The organism is Pseudomonas sp. NFACC05-1 (assembly GCF_900100135.1).
GTDB lineage: Bacteria > Pseudomonadota > Gammaproteobacteria > Pseudomonadales > Pseudomonadaceae > Aquipseudomonas > Aquipseudomonas fluorescens_Q.
The window spans coordinates 13,905-34,847 of the sequence record NZ_FMTR01000030.1 but is presented as its reverse complement, the minus strand read 5'-3'; the positions used below and the strand labels follow the sequence as shown (position 1 = coordinate 34,847).

General features: G+C 62.9%; 19 protein-coding genes. 9 read left to right on the top strand and 10 right to left on the bottom strand.

Annotation, left to right across the window (positions count from 1 at the left end):
• Window positions 1–41 precede the first annotated feature (41 nt).
• Window positions 42–1,670 (bottom strand): glucan biosynthesis protein D, encoded by a 1,629-nt coding sequence (locus tag BLO97_RS27400; RefSeq protein WP_063322818.1) that lies wholly within the window; start codon window positions 1,668–1,670, stop codon window positions 42–44.
• A gap of 361 nt (window positions 1,671–2,031) precedes the next feature.
• Between BLO97_RS27400 and BLO97_RS27395 the strand changes: the two genes are divergently transcribed.
• On the top strand, window positions 2,032–2,217 hold the full coding sequence (locus tag BLO97_RS27395) for a hypothetical protein (RefSeq protein ID WP_092143945.1): 186 nt from the start codon (window positions 2,032–2,034) through the stop codon (window positions 2,215–2,217).
• 44 nt (window positions 2,218–2,261) lie between these two features.
• Here BLO97_RS27395 and BLO97_RS27390 read toward each other — a convergent pair whose 3' ends face one another.
• The 9 genes from BLO97_RS27390 to BLO97_RS27350 form a co-directional block, all read right to left on the bottom strand.
• Complete coding sequence (locus BLO97_RS27390; protein ID WP_092349114.1) at window positions 2,262–2,561, bottom strand: type II toxin-antitoxin system RelE/ParE family toxin; 300 nt, start codon at window positions 2,559–2,561, stop codon at window positions 2,262–2,264.
• Window positions 2,524–2,787, bottom strand: a complete 264-nt coding sequence (locus tag BLO97_RS27385) for a CopG family ribbon-helix-helix protein (RefSeq protein WP_063322816.1) — start codon at window positions 2,785–2,787, stop codon at window positions 2,524–2,526. The genes BLO97_RS27390 and BLO97_RS27385 overlap by 38 nt, the downstream gene beginning before the upstream one ends.
• 146 nt (window positions 2,788–2,933) lie before the next feature.
• Window positions 2,934–4,358: a gamma-aminobutyraldehyde dehydrogenase gene (locus BLO97_RS27380; RefSeq protein ID WP_092223292.1), complete on the bottom strand. Its 1,425-nt coding sequence runs from the start codon at window positions 4,356–4,358 to the stop codon at window positions 2,934–2,936.
• Window positions 4,359–4,440: 82 nt separating this feature from the next.
• Entirely contained in the window at window positions 4,441–5,259 is an 819-nt protein-coding gene (locus BLO97_RS27375) for an ABC transporter permease (RefSeq protein WP_057448389.1), read from the bottom strand.
• Window positions 5,249–6,196 (bottom strand): ABC transporter permease, encoded by a 948-nt coding sequence (locus BLO97_RS27370; RefSeq protein WP_092223290.1) that lies wholly within the window; start codon window positions 6,194–6,196, stop codon window positions 5,249–5,251. The genes BLO97_RS27375 and BLO97_RS27370 overlap by 11 nt, the downstream gene beginning before the upstream one ends.
• Window position 6,197: 1 nt before the next feature.
• The gene (locus BLO97_RS27365; protein ID WP_003198125.1) at window positions 6,198–7,235 is read right to left on the bottom strand and encodes an ABC transporter ATP-binding protein; all 1,038 of its coding nucleotides are present in this window, start codon (window positions 7,233–7,235) and stop codon (window positions 6,198–6,200) included.
• A 233-nt stretch (window positions 7,236–7,468) separates the two neighbouring features.
• The gene (gene ydcS, locus BLO97_RS27360) at window positions 7,469–8,620 is read right to left on the bottom strand and encodes a putative ABC transporter substrate-binding protein YdcS (RefSeq protein ID WP_092223288.1); all 1,152 of its coding nucleotides are present in this window, start codon (window positions 8,618–8,620) and stop codon (window positions 7,469–7,471) included.
• Window positions 8,621–8,710: 90 nt separating this feature from the next.
• Window positions 8,711–10,168: a gamma-aminobutyraldehyde dehydrogenase gene (locus BLO97_RS27355; protein ID WP_092223286.1), complete on the bottom strand. Its 1,458-nt coding sequence runs from the start codon at window positions 10,166–10,168 to the stop codon at window positions 8,711–8,713.
• A gap of 144 nt (window positions 10,169–10,312) precedes the next feature.
• The gene (locus BLO97_RS27350) at window positions 10,313–11,227 is read right to left on the bottom strand and encodes a LysR family transcriptional regulator (RefSeq protein ID WP_092223284.1); all 915 of its coding nucleotides are present in this window, start codon (window positions 11,225–11,227) and stop codon (window positions 10,313–10,315) included.
• Between the two features lie 184 nt (window positions 11,228–11,411).
• On the opposite strand from BLO97_RS27350, the gene BLO97_RS27345 reads away from it, so the two are divergent.
• From BLO97_RS27345 to BLO97_RS27310, 8 genes are all read left to right on the top strand, one after another.
• Window positions 11,412–12,122, top strand: coding sequence for a tellurite resistance TerB family protein (locus tag BLO97_RS27345; protein WP_092143963.1), 711 nt, complete (start codon window positions 11,412–11,414; stop codon window positions 12,120–12,122).
• A gap of 318 nt (window positions 12,123–12,440) precedes the next feature.
• The gene (locus BLO97_RS27340; protein ID WP_092143966.1) at window positions 12,441–14,063 is read left to right on the top strand and encodes a methyl-accepting chemotaxis protein; all 1,623 of its coding nucleotides are present in this window, start codon (window positions 12,441–12,443) and stop codon (window positions 14,061–14,063) included.
• Window positions 14,063–14,599 carry a chemotaxis protein CheW gene (locus BLO97_RS27335; protein ID WP_092143969.1) on the top strand — a complete coding sequence of 179 codons (537 nt, stop codon included), beginning with the start codon at window positions 14,063–14,065 and terminating at the stop codon, window positions 14,597–14,599. Before BLO97_RS27340 ends, BLO97_RS27335 begins: the two co-directional genes overlap by 1 nt.
• The gene (locus BLO97_RS27330; RefSeq protein ID WP_092143971.1) at window positions 14,596–15,861 is read left to right on the top strand and encodes a CheR family methyltransferase; all 1,266 of its coding nucleotides are present in this window, start codon (window positions 14,596–14,598) and stop codon (window positions 15,859–15,861) included. Before BLO97_RS27335 ends, BLO97_RS27330 begins: the two co-directional genes overlap by 4 nt.
• The gene (locus tag BLO97_RS27325; protein WP_092223282.1) at window positions 15,858–16,529 is read left to right on the top strand and encodes a chemotaxis protein CheW; all 672 of its coding nucleotides are present in this window, start codon (window positions 15,858–15,860) and stop codon (window positions 16,527–16,529) included. Before BLO97_RS27330 ends, BLO97_RS27325 begins: the two co-directional genes overlap by 4 nt.
• On the top strand, window positions 16,526–18,790 hold the full coding sequence (locus BLO97_RS27320; RefSeq protein WP_092349111.1) for a hybrid sensor histidine kinase/response regulator: 2,265 nt from the start codon (window positions 16,526–16,528) through the stop codon (window positions 18,788–18,790). The genes BLO97_RS27325 and BLO97_RS27320 overlap by 4 nt, the downstream gene beginning before the upstream one ends.
• A complete protein-coding gene (locus BLO97_RS27315; RefSeq protein WP_092152525.1) occupies window positions 18,787–19,797 on the top strand; it encodes a chemotaxis response regulator protein-glutamate methylesterase in 1,011 nt (336 codons plus the stop codon). Before BLO97_RS27320 ends, BLO97_RS27315 begins: the two co-directional genes overlap by 4 nt.
• 45 nt (window positions 19,798–19,842) lie before the next feature.
• Complete coding sequence (locus BLO97_RS27310) at window positions 19,843–20,844, top strand: response regulator (protein ID WP_092143983.1); 1,002 nt, start codon at window positions 19,843–19,845, stop codon at window positions 20,842–20,844.
• Window positions 20,845–20,943: the final 99 nt, after the last annotated feature.

Below are 20,943 nucleotides of genomic sequence, written 5' to 3'. Positions count from 1 at the left end.
ATATTCGGTGTCTATAGCTGTCTCATCGCGAGCAGCAGGGCTCAGGGATACTTGCGCTTATCCGGCGCCGGCGGGAAGTACTGGTACAACCAGGTCTCGCTCAAGGTGCGGTCCTTGGTGCGAATGAACAGGCGCATCTGCACCGGCTCCACACTGTCGTCGGTCGGGTGCCAGTCGAAGGTAATGCGGTAGCCCTTGATCGCATCCAGCACCAACACATTGAAGTCCTTCACTTCGCCGTGGGAGCAGGTCACCACCGGTTCGATGCCGGTGCCCGGCGGCAGTTGGTCGAGGCCGCCGCCGCTGAAGTCCACGGCAAAGCGACGGGCCCAGACGGTCGGGTAATGCTCGCCCGGTGCCCAGCCTTCGATGAAACCGCCCATGCCTGAGCGGGTGGCGTCGACGCGGGCCAGGTCCGTGCTGACCGGCGGCAGCGCGCTCCAGTAGAGCTTGTAGCCATAGTTCAGCGAGTCACCGGCGGCCACCGGTTTTTTCGGCGTCCAGAACGCGACAATGTTGTCCAGGGTTTCGCCGGTGGTAGGAATCTCCAGCAAGTCGACCGAGCCTTCGCCCCAGGCCGTCGTCGGTTCGACCCACAGGCTTGGGCGCTTGCTGTACCAGTCCACAGTGTCCTGGTAGCTGGCAAAGTCGTGGTCGGTCTGCACCAGGCCGAAACCTTTCGGGTCCTTGTCGGCGAAGGCGTTGAATTGCAAGGTGGCGGGGTTGTTCAACGGACGGCACACCCACTCGCCGTTGCCGCGCCACATGGCCAGCCGGTCGGAATCGTGGATTTGCGGGTGAATGGTGTCGCACATGCGCCGTTCGACGGTGCCACAGCTGAACATGCTGGTCATGGGCGCGATACCCAGTTGCTCGATGGCGGTACGGGCATTGATGTGCGCGTCGATCTCCATCACTACCCGGGTTGGCTGGCAATCGATGTCAAACCGATAGGCTCCGGTGGCGCTGGGGGAGTCGAGCAGGGCATAGACCACGAACCGGGTGCTGTTCTTTTCCGGGGTTTCGAACCAGAACTTGGTGAAGTCCGGGAATTCTTCGCGTTGCTTGGCGTAGGTGTCGATGGCCAAGCCGCGGGCCGACAGCCCGTACTGGCCGCTGGCATCCACGGCGCGGAAGTAGCTGGCCCCCAGAAACGAAACGATGTCGTGCCGGTCCAGTTCCGGCGCCTTGAAGACGCGAAAGCCGGCGAAGCCCAGGTCACCCTTCAATTGCGCGGTGTTGACCGTGGTTTTCTGATAGTTGAACAGTTCCGGGCGGAAGTGCACCTCACGGGCCATACGCGTCTTCGGATCGACGCTGTACATGCGCACCGGTTGCTTGAAGCCCATGCCGACGTGGAAGAACTGCGCATCCAGTTGCCGCCCGTCCAGGTCATTCCACAGCGAGTGGTTGACGTCGTACTGGATGGCGTTGAACTGCAGCGGAGACATCAGGGCCAGGGTTTCTGGCAGGACTTGCTTGGTGTCGACATAGCGGCTCTCGGCCAGCCGTCGGGCTTGATCTTTCAAACCGTTGAAGTCGAAAGGACGGGCTTCGCCGTCGGCAGTCTGATCGGCGGCCCAGGCGCGTGCGGCCATGAGCCCGGAGGCTGAAAGCCCGGTGTAGGCGGCGAAGGCCATGGAGGCCTTGAGCAGATTCCTGCGGTGCATAAATACAACCTTTCTCGAAACAATCCCGAGCCGTTCCTGGCAACAAAGACTGATAAGGGAGTTCGGACATGCCTTTGGCCAAACGCGACGAACGTTAGAACAGATGCCTGAGAGCTGGATCGGTTCACCGAGGCGCAAAATCATAGGGGAAATACGGGCTTTGAGAGCAAGGAAAGCGTGGCTTGGTCAAATTTTCTTACAGTTATTTCTTTTTTTATATCGATTTCGACTTTTTTTGACTAATTACTCTAAAACTCCCTTTTCACGCTTTGAATCCTCCCTATTCTTTAGCGTGATAGACGATCTAATCCGGGTTCAGACGGGGCTATCAGGTTAACCTCGACGTAAAGAAGGACAACTCATGACAAAAATACAGGGCATTACCGAAATGCTGGGGATCTTTCCTGGCCTGACCAACCCGCGCAGGCCACGCCGGCTCAGCCTTGAAGAATTGAGACTGGTGGAGCGTTATCGGGAGTTGTCGGAAAACGACCGCATCGCCATGCGCTACCTGGTGGATGCGATGAGGAGTGTTTCGCGGTTTTGAAGCGTGGCGCAGGTGAGCGGTCGGGGCAGGCGCGCCGGCCGACATCACTCCACCGACCAGTCCTGGGGACGTTCGGTGCGCTGGTGCAGTATCCGCAGGACTTGTAGTTGTCCCTGCTCGAGCCGGTACGGGGCAACGAACGGGTAGCGTGTCAACACCAGCTCTCGAATATCGGGAACGACCGAAGGACGGCCCGAGCCGGGAAAGCGTTGCAGTTGGCGCAATGTCTCCAGGATGGCGAAGATGACCTCATCGGCGCCTTCTGCGCCGATAGCGCTTTGGTAATGTTCGTGGATCGAGTCGAGGTCACTCTGTGCTTTGTCGGTCAGTACGATGCTCGGCACGCTTTGCCCACTTAGCCTTCACGGCGTCCAGATCGGTCAGATTTCCAGCGTCGGCATCGGCCATGCCTTCGCTGATGGCTTGCAGATGCCAGGATTCGGCTTCCACATATCGAACCAGTGCACGCTTGAGGTGATATTGGCGGTCGCGGTCGGTGGCGGCAGCCAGCAAGTCCAGCTGTTGGGCCAGACCTTCTTCCACACGAAAGGACAAAACGGGCGAGGCCATGGCTGATCTCCAAGGTGTATACGTTGTAGACACCCTAGGTGCTGCCAGGATTTCCGTCAACCGGCGGGCGTGCACCGATCGACGAAAACCTTAGCAGGACGAACGCCGGGCAGGCGCGAGCATGTGTTGCCAACGTTGTCTTGTCGTCAATGCTTGAACATCACATGCCGCACCACCGTGTAGTCCTCCAGCCCATACATGGACATGTCCTTGCCATAGCCGGAACGTTTCTGACCGCCATGGGGCATTTCGCTGACGAGCATGAAGTGCGTGTTCACCCAAGTGCAGCCGTATTGCAGGCGTGCCGACAGGCGATGGGCACGGCCAATGTCGGCGGTCCACACCGATGAGGCCAGGCCGTAGTCCGAATCGTTGGCCCAGGCCAGTACTTGTGCTTCGTCGAGGAACGGGGTGACGGACACCACTGGCCCGAAGACTTCCCGGCGGACGATTTCGTCATCCTGCTGGGCGTCGGCCAGCACCGTCGGTTCGAAGAAAAAACCGTTGCCGTCCACCGCTTTGCCGCCGGTGACCAGGCGGATATGAGGCTGGGCGATGGCCCGCTCGACGAAAGCGGCCACGCGGTCGCGGTGCTGGGCGGTGATCAGCGGGCCCATTTCGGTGTCCGGCGCGGTTTGCAGGCCGTATTTGATGCTGCCCACCGCGGCACCGAGTTTCTCGACGAACTGCTCGTAGATGCCTTGCTGGGCATAGATGCGGCAGGCGGCGGTGCAGTCCTGGCCGGCGTTGTAGAAACCGAAAGTGCGAATGCCTTCCACCGCCGCGTCAATATCGGCGTCGTCGAAAATGATCACCGGGGCCTTGCCGCCCAGTTCCATGTGCATGCGCTTGACGCTGTCGGACGTGCTGGAAATGATGTTCGAGCCGGTGGCGATGGAGCCGGTCAGCGACACCATGCGCACTTTCGGGTGGGTGACCAGCGGATTGCCGACGGTCTGCCCACGGCCAAAGATCACGTTGAGCACGCCGGCCGGGAAAATTTCCGACGCCAGTTCCGCCAGGCGCAACGCCGTCAGTGGGGTTTGCTCCGACGGCTTGAGCACCACGGTATTGCCGGCCGCCAGGGCCGGGGCGATTTTCCAGGCGACCATCATCAGCGGGTAGTTCCACGGCGCGATGGAGGCGATGACGCCCACCGGATCGCGACGGATCATCGAAGTGTGCCCCGGCAGGTATTCGCCCCCCGCCGAACCGCTCATGCAGCGGCTGGCACCGGCAAAGAAGCGGAATACGTCGGCAATCGCCGGGATCTCGTCGTTCAGCACGGCGCTCAAGGGTTTGCCGCAGTTGTCCGACTCCAGCTTCGCCAGTTCTTCGCCGTGGGCTTCGATGGCATTGGCCAGCTTGAGCAGCAACAGGGAGCGGTCCTTGGGCGGTACTTGCGACCAGGCTTCGAAGGCGGCATCGGCGGCGCGCACGGCGGCATCGACCTGGGCCTCGCTGGCCTCGTTGATTTCCACCAGTACTCGCCCCAGCGACGGGTTGAACACTGCCTGGCCGGGGCCTTCGCCGTTCACCAGGTGGCCGTTGATCAGCAGTTTGGTTTGCATGTCCAAGTCCTCTTCAATCTTGTTTGTGACTCCTGTGGGAGCGAGCAAGCCCGCTCCCACAAGGGATCCGGTTCCACCGTGACTATTTCCCGCCGCTACCGGCCACGCTCTCACCGCCACGGGTCAGGTAATACGCGCCCAATATCGGCAACATCGTGACCATCATCACCAGCATCGCCACCACGTTGGTCACCGGCACATCGCGAGGGCGGCTAAGCTGGTTGAGCAGCCACAGCGGCAAAGTGCGTTCGTGGCCGGCGGTGAAGGTGGTGACGATGATCTCGTCGAACGACAGCGCGAACGCCAACATCCCGCCGGCCAGCAGTGCCGACCCCAGGTTAGGCAGGATGATGTAGCGAAAGGTCTGCCAGCCGTCGGCGCCCAGGTCCATCGAAGCCTCGATCAGACTGTGGGAGGTGCGGCGCAGGCGGGCGATCACGTTGTTGTAGACGATCACCACGCAGAAGGTTGCATGGCCGACGACGATGGTGAACATCCCGGGTTCGATGCCCAAGGTCTTGAAGGTCGCCAGCAGCGCGATACCGGTGATGATGCCCGGCAAGGCAATCGGCAGGATCAGCATCAGCGAAATGCCCTGTTTGCCGAAAAAATCCCGGCGGTACAGCGCCGCCGAGGCCAGGGTGCCAAGCACCATGGCGATCAGTGTGGCGATGGCCGCGACCTGCAACGACAGCTTGATCGCTTCCAGTACATCCGGGCGCGAGAAGGCGACGCTGAACCACTTCAAGGTCAGGCCCTTGGGCGGGAAGCTGAACGCCGCGTCCTCGGTATTGAAGGCGTAGAGGAAGATGATCAGGATTGGGAAGTGCAGGAACACCAGCCCGCCCCACGCCGCGATCCGCAAGCCCCACGAGGCCCGGTCTTGAGAGTCAGAGTGCATCGAAAGCTCCCAGTCGCTTGACGATGGATAAATACAGCGCGATCAGCACGATGGGCACCAGGGTGAACGCCGCGGCCATGGGCATGTTGCCGATGGCGCCTTGCTGGGCGTAGACCATGCTGCCGACGAAGTAGCCCGGCGGGCCCACCAGTTGCGGCACGATGAAATCCCCCAGGGTCAGCGAGAAGGTGAAGATCGAGCCGGCGGCGATGCCGGGGATCGACAGCGGCAGGATCACCTGCATGAACGTCTGGTGTGGCCTGGCGCCCAGGTCGGCAGAGGCTTGCAGCAGCGATGGCGGCAGGCGCTCCAGGGACGCCTGGATCGGCAGGATCATGAACGGCAGCCAGATGTAGACGAACACCAAAAAACGCCCCAGGTGTGAGGTGGACAAGGTGCTGCCCCCCACGCCCGGGATCCCCAGCACGAACTGCAATACCGGCCCCAGGCCCAGGTGCTGGACGAACCATTGCGCCACGCCGCCCTTGGCCAGCAGCAGTGTCCAGGCATAGGCCTTGACGATATAGCTGGCCCACATCGGCAGCATCACCGCGATGTAGAAAAACGCCTTGGTCTTGCCACTGGTGTAGCGCGCCATGTAATAGGCAATCGGGAACGCGACGATGGCGCTGGCGATGGACACCGCTATCGCCATGCTCAGGGTGCGCAAAATGATGTCGAAGTTCGACGGTTGGAACAGCGCGGTGAAATTCGCCAGGGTCAGGTCCGGCGTGACCGTCATGGTGAAGTCGTCGAAGGTGTAGAAACCTTGCCACAGCAAGGTCAGCAGCGAGCCCAGGTAGATTGCGCCGAACCAGATCAGTGGCGGCACCAGCAACATCGACAGGTACAGGTTGGGGCGCCGGTACAGCAGGTTGGAAAAGCGTCGCAACGGTGAGCCGGGCGAGGGCGTTTGAGCGATGGCCAGGGTGTTCATCTCACACCTCGCCACTGACGGTGTCGTGCAGCGCGACCATCGCCTCCCGCGCCCAGCGTACGCTCAGATGCTGGCCGGTCTGGTGCTGCGCCGTGTTGTCGAGCCACTGGGTGTTGGCCTGGCTGAGGTTCAGGGTCTGGCCGTTGGCAAGTTTCAACTCGTAGCGCGTGGCGCTGCCCTGATATTGGATGTCGTGCAGCAGGCCGTGGACTTCGATCTCACCACTGGCCAACGGACCCTCGGCGAAACGCACGTGTTCCGGGCGAATCGAGAACGGCTGTGGATAACCGCTCAGTTCCCGGGCCAACTCACCGCGGATCACGTTGGAGGTGCCGACGAATTCGGCGACGAAGGTGGTCGCCGGTTTCATGTACAGGTTGCGTGGGGTGTCGACCTGTTCGATGCGCCCCTTGTTGAACACCGCCACGCGGTCGGACATCGACAGTGCTTCGGTCTGGTCGTGGGTGACGAAAATGAAGGTGATGCCCAACTGGCGTTGCAGCTTTTTCAACTCGCCCTGCATCTGTTCACGCAACTTCAAGTCCAGGGCGCCCAAGGGCTCATCGAGCAGCAACACCCGTGGGCGATTGACCAACGCGCGCGCCAGGGCCACGCGTTGGCGCTGGCCGCCGGAGAGCTGCACCGGCTTGCGTTCGCCGTAGCCGCCCAGGGCAACCATCTCCAGCGCTTCGTCGGCGCGCTGGATGCGCTCGGCCTTGGCGACGCCTTTGACTTTCAGGCCGTAGGCCACGTTGTCGCGCACGTTCATATGGGGGAAGAGGGCGTAATCCTGGAAAACCGTATTGACGTCGCGCTGGTACGGCGCGAGCCCGGTGGCCTCTTCGCCATGGATGCGGATCGAGCCGGCACTGGGTTGTTCGAACCCGGCGATCAGCCGCAGGCAGGTGGTCTTGCCCGAACCGGATGGGCCCAGCATGGAAAAGAACTCGCCGTCCTGGATGTCGATGCAAACCCGGTCAACGGCTTTCACATCGCCGAACTGACGGGATACCTGGGTGAATTGGACTGCAAGCGTCATGGTGCGGGGCTCCAAAAAGCGCGACTTCTATTGAGTCATGGCTGGATTGTCGGGCACGGACCTGTGGCGAGGGGATTTATCCCCGCTGGGGGCGAAGCCCCCCAAAACCTGACACCTGCGGGTATCAGGCAGATTGAATCGCCTGCTTTGGGGCTGCTTCGCAGCCCAGCGGGGATAAATCCCCTCGCCACAAGAGCGGTGCTCAGCTCCGGTTTTTTCGCCGACTGAGGGACTTAGCGCCCGCCCATGATCGCAATGTAGTCCTGGGTCCAGCGACTGTACGGCACGAACTTGCCGCCCTCGGCCTGTGGGGTTTTCCAGAAGGCGATCTTGTCGAACTGATCGAAACCGTTGGTCTTGCAGCCTTCGGCGCCCAGCAGTTCGCTGCCCTTGCACGCCGCTGGCACCGCCGGCAACGAGCCGAACCAGGCGGCGACGTCACCCTGGACTTTCGGTTGCAGCGACCAATCCATCCACTTGTACGCGCAGTTGGGGTGCTTGGCCTCGGCGTGCAACATCGTGGTGTCGGCCCAACCAGTGGCACCTTCTTTGGGAATGGTCGAGGCGATCGGTTGCTTCTCGTTCATCAGCCCGTTGACCTGATACGGCCAGGCGCCGGACGCCACCACGCCTTCGTTCTTGAAATCGCTCATCTGCACGGTGGTGTCGTGCCAGTAGCGGTGGATCAGCGGTTGCTGGGCCCGCAGCAATTCCAGCACGGCCTTGTACTGCGCCTCGTCGAGTTGATACGGGTCCTTGATGCCCAACTCAGGCTTGGCGGTCTTGAGGTACAGCGCCGCGTCGGCGATGTAGATCGGACCATCGTAGGCTTGCACGCGGCCTTTGTTCGGCTTGCCGTCGGGCAGGTTCTGGGCGCTGAACAGCACGTTCCAACTGGTGGGCGCCTGCTTGAACACGTCGGTGTTGTACATCAGCACGTTCGGGCCCCACTGGTACGGGGTGCCGTAGGTTTGCTGGTTGACCACGTACCACGGTGCATCCTTGAGGCGCGGATCGAGGTTTTTCCAGTTGGAGATCAGCGCGGTGTTGATCGGCTGCACACGCTTGCCGGCAATCAGCCGCAACGAGGCGTCGCCCGAGGCGGTGACCAGGTCGTAGCCACCCTTGGTCATCAGGCTGACCATTTCGTCGGAGGTGGCGGCGGTTTTCACATTGACCTTGCAACCGGTTTCCTTCTCGAAACCGGTGACCCAATCGTAGGCCTTGTCGCTTTCGCCGCGTTCGATGTAACCCGGCCAGGCAACGATATCCAGTTGGCCTTCGCCGGCACCGACGGCCTTGAGCGGTTCGGCGGCCTGGAGGCTGACGCTGGTCAGCAGCGCCGTGGTGAGTGCACTGAGCAATACGGTCTTGTGCGCGTACATGGAAATCCCTCTTGCTTTAATTATGGTCGGGGCAGTGTTCGAACCGGGTGAAACGCCATGGCTGGCCTGTTATTAGAGTAGTTCTGTTAGCTACAGATGCTGGCCGTGGCGGGCCATGATGTGGCGCACCACGCTGTAGTCCTGGAGCGAATCGCTGGACAGGTCCTTCCCGTAACCCGAACGTTTCAGGCCGCCGTGGGGCATTTCGCTGACCAGCATGAAATGGCTGTTGATCCAGGTGCAGCCGTATTGCAGCCGCGCCGCCACCTGCATGGCCTTGTCCAGGTTCTGCGTCCATACCGAGGAGGCCAGGCCGTATTCGGAGTCGTTGGCCCAGTCCACTGCCTGGCTGAGTTCGTCGAAGCGGGTCACGGTGACCACCGGGCCAAACACCTCGCGCTGGACGATTTCATCGCTTTGCTTGCAGCCGGCCAGCAGCGTGGGCTGGTAGTAGAAACCGGCGCCGGAATGCACCGCCGCGCCGGTGATGCGTTCGATGTGCGGCTGGCCGAGGGCGCGCTCGACGAAACTGGCGACGCGGTCGCGCTGGCGGGTGCTGATCAGCGGGCCGATCTCGTTGTCGGCGTCGCGCTTGCCGGCAAAGCGCAGGCTGCTGACCGCCGCACCGAGTTCGGCCACCAGGCGATCGTGAATCGCGCCTTGGGCGTAGATCCGGCACGCCGCGGTGCAATCCTGCCCAGCGTTGTAATAACCATAGGTGCGAACGCCTTCGACCACGGCCTGGATGTCGGCGTCGTTGCACACGATCACTGGTGCCTTGCCGCCCAGTTCCAAGTGCGTGCGCTTGAGGGTTTTCGCTGCTGCCTGAAGGATCTTCTGCCCGGTGACGATATCGCCGGTCAGCGAGACCATGCGCACCTTGGGATGGCTGACCAGATGGCTGCCCACACCTTCGCCGCCCCCGCAGAGGATATTGATGACGCCTCGAGGCAGGATCTGGGCCAGTGTCGGCGCCAGGGCCAGGATCGACAGCGGTGTGTGTTCCGACGGCTTGAACACCAGCGTATTGCCGGCCGCCAGGGCCGGGGCGATTTTCCACGCGGCCATCATGATCGGGTAGTTCCATGGTGCGATGGACGCCACCACGCCAATCGGGTCGCGGCGCACCATGCTGGTGTAGCCGGGCAGGTATTCGCCACTGAGCTGGCCGGTCTGGCAGCGCACGGCGCCAGCGAAGAAACGGAATACATCCACCGTCGCACTGAGGTCGTCCTGGCGCGCCAAGTGCAGCGGCTTGCCGCAGTTCAGGGATTCGAGGCGGGCCAGCTCATCGGCGTTCTTTTCGATGGCGCTGGCGATGTCCAGCAGCAGGTTCGAGCGTTGTTGCGGCGTGGTGCGCGACCAACCGTCGAAGGCCTGATGGGCGGCGAGGATCGCGGCTTCGACTTGCTCGGTACTGGCCTCGGCGATATGAGCCACCACTTCGCCGGTAGCTGGGTTGAGAATCGGCTCGACAATGCCTGCACCGGGAACGAGTTCCCCGTCGATCAGCAACGCGGTGCACAACGGGGTTTGCATACCAGCCATGTCCGATTTCTCTTTTTATGTCGGTTGAAACACCGAACCTGTGGGGGCGAGCTTGCTCGCTCCCACAATGGAATGTGGTGATGCAGCAAGACTAGTGCTCAGCCTCAAGGCCGACAAATTCGAAATACTCAAGGCTGCGTTCGATTAAATAGATGGCTTGCGCCCGCCATGAGGCTGTTCCCGGGCGACGGCCAGGAACGGGTCGACCGACGCCGGTCGCGCCGTGCCCCGGCGCCAGGCTAGGCCGACGTCGAGGGTCTGGTTGAGGTCGGCAATCGGTCGTGCTTCGATGATGTCACCCTCCAGCGACCAAGGCCGGTAGGTCATGTCCGGCTGGATCGACACGCCCAACCCCGCCGCCACCAGGCTGCGCACCGCTTCGGTCGATGCCGTACGCAGGGTGATCTTCGGTTGCAGGCCGGCACCGCGCCACAGGCGTTGGGCGTTACGGTCCATTTCATCGACGTTCAGCTGGATCAGCGGTTCGCGGGCCACGTCGGCCAGGTTGATGCTGTCGTGTTCCAGCAATGGGTGCTGCGCCGGCAGCCACAAGCGGTGTGGTGAATGCGTCAGCACTTCGGTCTGCAAGGCATGGCGGTCTTCCAGGTTGGACAGGATCAACACCCCGACGTCGATTTCGCCGCTGACCAGTAAATGCTCGATGTAGGGCCGCTCGTCCTCCATCACCCGGATTTCCACGTTGGGATAGGCGCGCTGGAAACGGGTCAGCAGGTCAGCCAGGTAATAGCCGGCGACCAGGCTGGTGACGCCGATGGTGACTTGGCCGGCGATCTGGTCGGTGCTCTGTTGCAGGCTGCGCTTGGCATTGTCGACCGTAGCCAGGATCAAATGGGCCTGGCGCAGGAATTGATGACCCTGATGGGTCAGGGTCATGCCTTTGGCGTGGCGGTTGAACAGGCTGACGCCGATTTCCTGCTCCAGTTGCTGGATGGCCAGGGTCAAGGTCGACTGGGAAATGAACGCCGTTTGCGCAGCGGCGGAGATCGAGCCGGTTTCGGCCACAGCGATGAAATGGCGGATCTGGCGCAGGGTCATCATGGTCGAATACCCGGTGGGCGATTTTTATCAATGTGCTGGAGTGTATATCGTTTTTTTAGAAGGATAGGTGAGCGCGTCTTTGAATGAGCCAGGCAACATCTGGAAGCAATCTCGCCAACGGCGCCGGGGCACTTTCGATCTACGCTGGGGGCCTTAAGTTGACCCGAATAGGTGGAGGCAACAAATGAACACCCGTGGATTGCTCGATCAGCTTCTCAAGTCCGGCCAGGAAATGTTGCAGAACAAGGCTGGCGGGTCCCAAGGCAAGTCATCCGGCGGTCTGGGTGGATTGCTCGGCGGCTCCGGCAACCTGGGCGGGATGCTTTCCGGCGCGGGCGGCGGGGCACTGGCCGCCGGCGCCATGGGCCTTTTGCTGGGCAACAAGAAAGCCCGCAGCTTCGGCGGCAAGGCCTTGGCTTATGGCGGCCTCGCAGCCTTGGGCGTGATCGCCTACAAGGCCTACGGCAACTGGCAGGCCCAGCAAGGCACCGCGCCGAAATCCGAACCGCAGACCCTCGACCGTGTACCTCCGGCGCAGGTCGAGCAGCACAGCCAAGCGATCCTCAAGGCGCTGGTGGCGGCGGCCAAAGCCGACGGCCATGTGGACGAGCGCGAGCGGCAGTTGATCGAAGGCGAGTTCACCAAGCTCGACAACGACCAGGAACTGCAACACTGGCTGCACGCCGAACTCAACAAGCCCCTGGACCCCACCGACGTCGCCCGCGCCGCCAGCACCCCGGAGATGGCGGCAGAAATGTACATCGCCAGCGTGATGCTGGTGGACGAGGAAAACTTCATGGAGAAGTCCTACCTCGATGAACTGGCGCGCCAACTCAAATTGGAGCCGGGGTTGAAAGTGGAACTGGAAAAACAGGTGCGCCAGGCGACCGCCTAGAACAGCCCCAGCGCTATTCCCTGATCCACCGCCATCGCGAGCAGGCTCCCACAGAAGGGCGCAACCCCTGTGGCGAGGGAGCTTGCTCCCGCTGGGTGGCGCAGCCGCCCCAAACCAGCCGATGCGGTGGGTCAGCTCATACCGCGTCGGTCCGTTTGGACGTGCTCCACACGCCAGCGGGAGCAAGCTTCCTCGCCACAGGGCTCTCATCTGGCCCTGGGCGATTAATGAACCTTGCCTTCGCCCCACGCCGCCCTTAAGTCACCACGCAACCCTCGGCTATACTCCCCAGCATTTTCAAGTGCCCGAGGTTTTACTGTGAAGAATTGGACATTGCGCCAACGCATCCTGGCGAGTTTTGCGGTGATCATCGCCATCATGCTGTTGATGGTGGTTGTCTCGTATTCACGGTTGTTGAAGATCGAGGACAGTGAAGAAAACGTCCGGGTCGATGCGGTGCCTGGGGTGTATTACAGCTCCATGATTCGCGGTGGCTGGGTGGACAGCTACGTCTTGACCCAGCAAATCGTCGGCCTTTCGGGCAACCGGGAAATCACCGCCGAGGACAAGGCCCGCTACCAGGGCTTCGAGCAGCACCTGCGCGAAGAAATACAGAACTATCAGAAACTGATCCAGGACCCGGCCGACCAAGTCTCTTTCGACGAGTTCGAAGTCAATCACCAGGATTTCAACAAGGCCTTGGCGAAGGTCCTGGACCTGTATCAGCGCAAGGATTACGAAGGGGCGCGACTGGCGTTGAACACGGAGCTGACCAAGGCGTGGCTCGACGGCCGCGGGCACTTGAACCAGATCATCGAGCGCAATCGCGAACTGGCGCAAAGTGCCACCCAGACCATTGGCGACGCGGTAACGGCGGCCAAGATCGCCATGGGCCTGTCGTTACTGGTCGCGCTGGTCGTCGCCGTACTCTGTGGCCTGTTACTGATGCGGGCGATCATGGGGCCGATGAACCGCATCGTCGAGATCCTCGAGGTCATGCGCAGCGGCGACCTGAGCGGGCGCCTGAACCTGGCGCGCAAAGACGAATTCGGTGCCGTGGAAACCGGCTTCAACGACATGATGGCCGAGCTGACCTCACTGGTGTCCCAGGCCCAGCGTTCTTCCGTGCAGGTCACCACCTCGGTCACCGAGATCGCTGCGACCTCGCGCCAGCAACAGGCCACGGCCACCGAAACCGCCGCCACCACCACTGAGATCGGCGCGACCTCCCGGGAAATCGCCGCCACCTCCCGAGACCTGGTGCGCACCATGACTGAAGTGTCCACCGCCGCCGACCAGGCCTCGGTGGCCGCTGGCTCTGGCCAGCAAGGCCTGGCGCGCATGGAGGAAACCATGCATTCGGTGATGGGTGCCGCCGATCTGGTGAACGCCAAGCTGGCGATCCTCAACGAGAAGGCCGGCAATATCAACCAAGTGGTGGTGACCATCGTCAAAGTGGCCGACCAGACCAACCTGTTGTCCCTCAATGCGGCCATCGAGGCCGAAAAGGCCGGTGAGTATGGTCGTGGTTTCGCCGTGGTCGCCACTGAAGTACGACGCCTGGCCGACCAGACCGCCGTGGCGACCTATGACATCGAGCAGATGGTGCGCGAGATCCAGTCCGCGGTATCGGCCGGCGTGATGGGCATGGACAAGTTCTCCGAAGAAGTGCGCCGAGGCATGGCCGAAGTGCAGCAGGTGGGTGAGCAGCTGTCGCAGATCATCCATCAGGTCCAGGCCCTGGCACCGCGGGTGTTGATGGTCAACGAAGGCATGCAGGCCCAGGCCACCGGTGCCGAGCAGATCAACCACGCCCTGGTGCAACTGGGCGATGCCAGCAGCCAGACCGTGGAGTCCCTGCGCCAGGCCAGTTCCGCCATCGACGAACTGAGCCAGGTAGCCGTAGGGCTGCGCAGCGGCGTCTCGCGTTTCAAAGTCTGATGGGCGAACTCGAGACCCGGCGTGGCGCCGCACCGACGGCCCGCCAGTCGTTGTTCCTGGTGTTCTGCATCGGCAACGAACGTTACGCCCTGCAGGCCATCGATGTGGTGGAAGTGCTGCCGCGCCTGCCCCTCAAACCGATCGCCCGGGCGCCGTCCTGGGTGGCGGGGGTGTTTGCCTGGCGTGGCACGGTGGTGCCGGTGATCGACCTGTGCGCCCTGACCTTTGGCCAGAGCGCCGAGGCCCGGACCAGTACGCGACTGGTGCTGGTGCGCTATCAGGGCGACGCGCAACAAACGGGACAGGTGCTGGGCCTGATCCTTGAGCAGGCGACCGACACCATGCGCTGTGACCCGGCCGATTTCAAACCCTATGGCCTGGACAACCGGCAGGCGCCGTACCTCGGCCCGGTACGCGAAGATGCCCAGGGGTTGCTGCAATGGGTGCGGGTCAATGACCTGCTCGATGAGTCGGTTCGGGCGCTGCTGTTTCCTGCGCCGCCGCTGAACCTCGACGACCTCGAGGCAACGCCATGAACAACGACCAGCGTTTTTTCGATTTTCTCAAGGAGCGCATCGGCCTGGATGTGACCTCCGTCGGCACCGCGATCATTGAGCGAGCCGTGCGTCAGCGTATCGGTGCCGTGCCCGGGCGAACCGCCGATGAATATTGGCAGGGCCTGCAGTATTCGGCCCAGGAGCAGCAAGCGCTGATCGAAGCGGTAATCGTCCCTGAGACCTGGTTCTTTCGCTACCCTGAATCCTTCGCCACCCTCGCCAGGCTGGCCGTCAAGCGCCTGGCCGAGATCAAGCACCTGCGCGCGCTGCGCATCCTCAGCTTGCCGTGTTCCACCGGCGAAGAACCTTATTCGATTGCCATGGCCTTGCTCGACGCAGGCCTGGGACCGCATCAGTTCAAGGTGGACGGCCTGGATGTCAGCCCGCTGTCGGTGGCGCGGGCCAAGGAAGCGCGTTACGGCAGGAATTCCTTCCGTGGTGCGGAGCTGGGTTTTCGCGAGCGGTACTTCGACGCCGAAGACGAGGGCTACCGCCTCAGCGAGCGGGTGCGCGAACAGGTGCGTTTGCAAGTGGGCAACCTGCTGGATCCGGCCTTGTTGGTGAACGAGGCACCTTACGACTTTGTGTTCTGTCGCAACCTGCTGATCTATTTCGACCAACCGACCCAGCAGCAGGTGTTCGAGGTGCTCAAGCGCCTGACCCATCAGGACGGTGTGCTGTTTATCGGCCCCGCCGAGGGCAGCTTGCTGGGCCGATTGGGCATGCGCTCGATCGGGATCGCCCAATCGTTCGCCTTCAGCCGCCAGGGGGCACCCGAGCCGCAACCGTTGCCGGCCTTGATGCCGACCCCGCTGCCGGTTCGCCAGCCACCGCCCCGCGTTGTCCCACCGGTGATTCGGCCGCGGCCGTTTGCGGCAAGCGTGACGCCGATTGCCGAACCCAAAAGCAGTGACGCTGCGGCCTTGTTGGCCAATATTGCTGCCCTGGCCAACGGTGGCAAAAGCGCCGAGGCCCGCGTGGCTTGCGAGGCCTACTTGCGCAGCCACGCGCCAAACGCCCAGGTGTTCTATTGGTTGGGCCTGCTCAGCGACATGGCTGGCAGCGCCCTTGAAGCCCAGGGTTTTTATCGCAAGGCGCTTTATCTTGAACCGCAACACGCCGAGGCCCTGGTGCATCTGGCGGCGCTGCTGGCTTCCCAGGGAGACGCGGCCGGAGCCCGTCGATTGCAGGAACGCGCCGCCCGTAGCGGGCGCGCGGCAGACAGTGAGCACAAACGATGAGCGGTTCGGCTTCTTACACCGTTACCCATGACGATGCCCAGGCTATCGACGACTGCTGGAATCGCATCGGCGTGCATGGCGACAAGTCCTGCCCGTTGTTGGTCGAGCATATTCACTGCCGCAATTGCTCGGTGTATTCGGCGGCCGCCACCCGGTTGCTCGACCGTTATGCCTTGCCGCAGGATCAGCGGGATCTGTCTCTTGCCCCTGCGGACACCGATGTGGTCACGCGCTCGCTGCTGATGTTCCGCCTCGGCGAGGAATGGCTGGGCCTGACGACGCGCAGCCTGGTGGAAGTGGCGCCGTTGCAGCCGATCCATTCCTTGCCTCACCAGCGCTCGCGGGCCTTGTTGGGGGTGGCCAATGTACGCGGGGCGCTGGTGGCCTGCCTGTCGCTGGTGGAGCTGTTGGACCTGGAACCCGGCGCGGCGGTGGTTTCCGGCGCGCGGGTGATGCCGCGCATGTTGATTGTCGCTGCCAAGGGCGGGCCGGTGGTGGTGCCGGTGGATGAGGTCGACGGCATCCACGCCATCGATGAACGCGTCCTGGCGAGCGCTTCGCAATCGACGGGCAAGTACACCCGTGGTGTGCTGCCCTTCAAGGGCCGCAGCCTGCGCTGGCTGGATGAAGAACAACTGCTGTCCGCCGTGGCTCGGAGCCTGTCATGACCCCTGACCAGATGCGCGACGCCTCGTTGCTGGAGCTGTTCAGCCTGGAAGCCGAAGCCCAGGTCCAGGTACTGAGTGCCGGCCTGCTGGCCCTGGAGCGCGATCCGACCCAGGCCGATTACCTGGAGTCGTGCATGCGCGCGGCGCATTCCCTCAAGGGCGCGGCACGTATTGTCGGGGTGGACGCTGGGGTCAGCGTGGCCCATGTGATGGAAGATTGCCTGGTCAGCGCCCAGGAGCAGCGCCTGGTGCTGGGCGCTGAACACATCGATGCCTTGCTGCAAGGTACTGACCTGCTGATGCGTATCGCCACCCCGGGCAACAGCGTCGGTGCCCCGGATATCGACGCCTGTGTGGCGTTGATGGGGCGGCTGCTTGATCCCAACGCGCCACAGGCCCCGACAGTGGTCCTACCAAGCGTCGAGACAGCGGTTGAGCCGCTACGCATCGAGCTGCCGGAAGTGGAACCGCCTCCGGCAACGGAGCCGGCCCCCAAGCGCAAACGGGTCACCGAAGGCGGCGAGCGGGTCTTGCGGGTCACGGCCGAACGCCTCAACAGCTTGCTCGATCTGTCGAGCAAGTCCCTGGTGGAGACCCAGCGCCTCAAGCCTTGGCTGGCGACGATGCAGCGGCTCAAGCGCCAGCAAAGCACCGGTTTGCGCGCCCTTGAAGAGCTGAATGTACACCTCAAGGACCATGCCCTGAGCCTGCAAGCCCAGGAAGCCCTTGGCGATGCCCGCCGTTTGCTCGCCGAAACCCAGCAACTGCTGGCGCAGAAAACCGCTGAGCTGGATGAGTTCGCCTGGCAGGCCAGTCAGCGGGCGCAGGTGCTGTACGACACGGCGCTGGCCTGCCGCATGCGCCCGTTCGCCGATGTGCTTTCGGGTCAGGCTCGCATGGTCCGTGACCTGGGCCGCAGCCTGGGCAAACAGGTGCGCCTGGAGATTGAAGGCGAGAAAACCCAGGTCGACCGCGATGTGCTGGAAAAGCTTGAAGCGCCACTGACCCACTTGCTGCGCAACGCCGTGGACCACGGCATCGAACCCCCGGAACAACGGATACTGGCCGGCAAGCCTGCCGAAGGCGTGATTCGCCTGCGCGCCTCCCATCAGGCTGGCCTGCTGGTCCTGGAATTGGCGGACGATGGTGCCGGGGTAGACCTGGAACGGGTGCGCCGCAGCATCGTCGAGCGCGGCCTTTCCCCTGAGCAAACCGCCGCCAGCCTGAGCGAAGAGGAACTGCTGACTTTCCTGTTCCTGCCCGGCTTCAGCTTGCGCGACAAGGTCACCGAAGTGTCCGGGCGCGGCGTCGGCCTGGACGCGGTCCAGCACATGGTCCGGCAACTGCGCGGCGCGGTGGTACTGGAGCAGACGGCGGGCGAGGGCAGTCGTTTCCATCTTGAGGTGCCGCTGACGCTGTCGGTGGTGCGCAGCCTGGTGGTGGAAGTCGGCGATGAAGCGTACGCCTTTCCCCTGGCCCACATCGAACGCATGTGCGACCTGGCGCCGGAAGACATCGTTCAGGTCGAAGGCCGCCAGCATTTCTGGCACGAAGGCCGGCATATCGGCTTGGTCGCCGCCAGCCAGTTGCTCAATCGCCCGGCGACGCAAGGCAGCAGCCAAACCCTCAAGGTCGTGGTGATCCGCGAGCGCGAGACGATCTATGGCGTGGCGGTGGAGCGCTTCATCGGCGAGCGAACCCTGGTGGTCCTGCCCCTGGACGAACGCCTGGGCAAGGTCCAGGACATTTCCGCCGGAGCCTTGCTCGACGACGGTTCAGTGGTGTTGATTGTCGATGTCGAAGACCTGCTGCGTTCGGTGGACAAGTTGCTCGATACCGGACGCCTGGAACGCATCGCCCGGCAGAACCAGGCCCAGGCCCCGCGCAAGCGGATCCTGGTGGTGGACGATTCCCTGACCGTGCGCGAGCTGCAACGCAAGTTGTTGCTCAATCGCGGCTATGACGTGGCGGTGGCGGTGGATGGCATGGATGGCTGGAATGCATTGCGCTCAGAGGATTTCGACTTGCTGATCACCGATATCGACATGCCGCGCATGGACGGCATTGAGCTGGTGTCGCTGTTGCGGCGTGACAACCGGCTGCAATCGCTGCCGGTGATGGTGGTGTCCTACAAGGATCGTGAAGAAGATCGCCGCCGTGGCCTCGACGCCGGCGCCGACTATTATTTGGCCAAGGCGAGTTTCCATGACGACGCCTTGCTTGATGCCGTGGTCGAATTGATCGGAGGGGCGCGCGCTTGAAGATCGCCATCGTCAATGACATGCCCCTGGCGGTCGAGGCCCTGCGCCGGGCCCTGGCGTTCGAGCCGGCGCACCAACTGGTCTGGGTGGCCGCCAACGGGGCCGAGGCGGTGCAGCGTTGCGCCGAGTACACCCCGGACCTGATCCTGATGGATTTGCTCATGCCGATCATGGATGGTGTGGAGGCCACTCGGCGGATCATGGCCGACAGCCCCTGCGCGATTGTGATCGTCACCGGGGACAGCCAGCAGAACGTCCACCGAGTGTTCGAGGCCATGGGCCATGGCGCGCTGGATGTGGTCGATACCCCGGCCCTGGGTGTCGGTAATCCGGCGGACGCGGCGGCACCGCTGTTGCGCAAGATCACCAACATCGGCTGGCTGATCGGTGAGCGCAACAAGCATGAGCGCCCCGCGCCGGCGGCGCAGCGTGCGGCAGTGTCGCGCAAGAGCCTGGTGGCCATCGGGTCGTCGGCGGGCGGGCCGGCGGCGCTGGAAGTGCTGCTCAAGGCGCTGCCGCGTCACTTTGCCCCGGCCATTGTGCTGGTCCAGCATGTGGACGAGGTGTTCGCTGCAGGCATGGCCGAGTGGCTGGGCAGCGTGTCGGGCCACACGGTGCGCCTGGCCCGGCACGGCGAGACGCCGCAAAGTGGTACGGTGTTGCTGGCCGGGACCAACCATCATCTGCGTTTGTTGAAGGACGGCACCCTGGCCTATACCGCCGAGCCGGTGAACGAGATCTACCGGCCCTCCATCGACGTGTTTTTTGAAAGTGTTGCCCAGTACTGGAGCGGTGACGCGGTGGGCGTATTGCTCACCGGCATGGGCCGCGACGGTGCACAAGGGCTTAAACTCATGCGCCAGCAGGGCTATGTGACCGTCGCCCAGGACCAGCGCAGCAGCGCGGTGTACGGGATGCCCAAAGCGGCGGCCGCCATCGACGCCGCCGTCCATATTCTCGCCCTGGACGCTATCGCGCCACGGTTGTTGGAGATTTTTACCCCATGAAGAATTCCGCCCGCGTTGCCTCAGGCCGTACTCAGGTAAGCCACCATGAATGATCTGCAGCTCGACGAATTCAAGCGCGAAGAGAACGCCGCCATGGTCTTGCTCGTTGACGACCAGGCGATGATTGGCGAGGCGGTGCGGCGCGGGCTGTCGAATGAAGACAACATCGACTTCCACTTCTGCTCCGACCCTCACCAGGCCATCGCCCATGCGGTTCGCATCAAGCCGACGGTGATTCTCCAGGACTTGGTGATGCCCGGCCTGGATGGCCTGAGCCTGGTGCGCGAGTACCGTAACCATCCGGCCACCCGTGATATCCCGATCATTGTCCTGTCCACCAAGGAGGACCCGTTGGTCAAGAGCGCGGCGTTCGCCGCCGGGGCCAACGACTACCTGGTCAAGTTGCCGGACAACATCGAACTGGTGGCGCGCATCCGCTATCACTCGCGTTCCTACATGATGCTGTTGCAACGCGATGCGGCTTATCGGGCACTGCGGGTCAGCCAGCAGCAACTGCTCGACACCAACCTGGTGCTGCAACGCTTGATGAACTCCGACGGCCTGACCGGCCTGTCCAATCGCCGGCACTTCGACGAATACCTGGAACTGGAATGGCGCAGGGCGATGCGCGACCAGAGCCAACTGTCGCTGCTGATGATCGATGTGGACTACTTCAAGGCCTACAACGACAACTTCGGCCATTTGGAGGGCGACGAAGCGCTGCGCAAGGTCGCCACGGCGATCCGCGAGGCGTGCAGCCGTCCCTCCGACTTGCCAGCCCGTTACGGCGGCGAGGAGTTCGCCCTGGTCCTGCCCGGGACCTCGCCGGGCGGCGCCCGGCTAATGGCCGAGAAACTGCGCCAGGGCGTCGTCGCCCTGAAAATCCCCCATACCACGCCTGACGGCGGCGAGAACCTGACCATCAGCATTGGCGTCTCGACCGTCACGCCGCAGCAAGGTGGCGATTGCCGGCAACTGATCTCGGCGGCGGACAAGGGGTTGTACCTGGCCAAGCACAATGGGCGGAATCGGGTGGGCTTCGAATAACCCCTAGCCTGGCGAGATTGCTTTTGTGGCGAGGGAGCTTGCTCCCGCTGGGCTGCGCAGCAGACCTGAAACCAGGCGGCTCGGTGTATCAGATGAGTT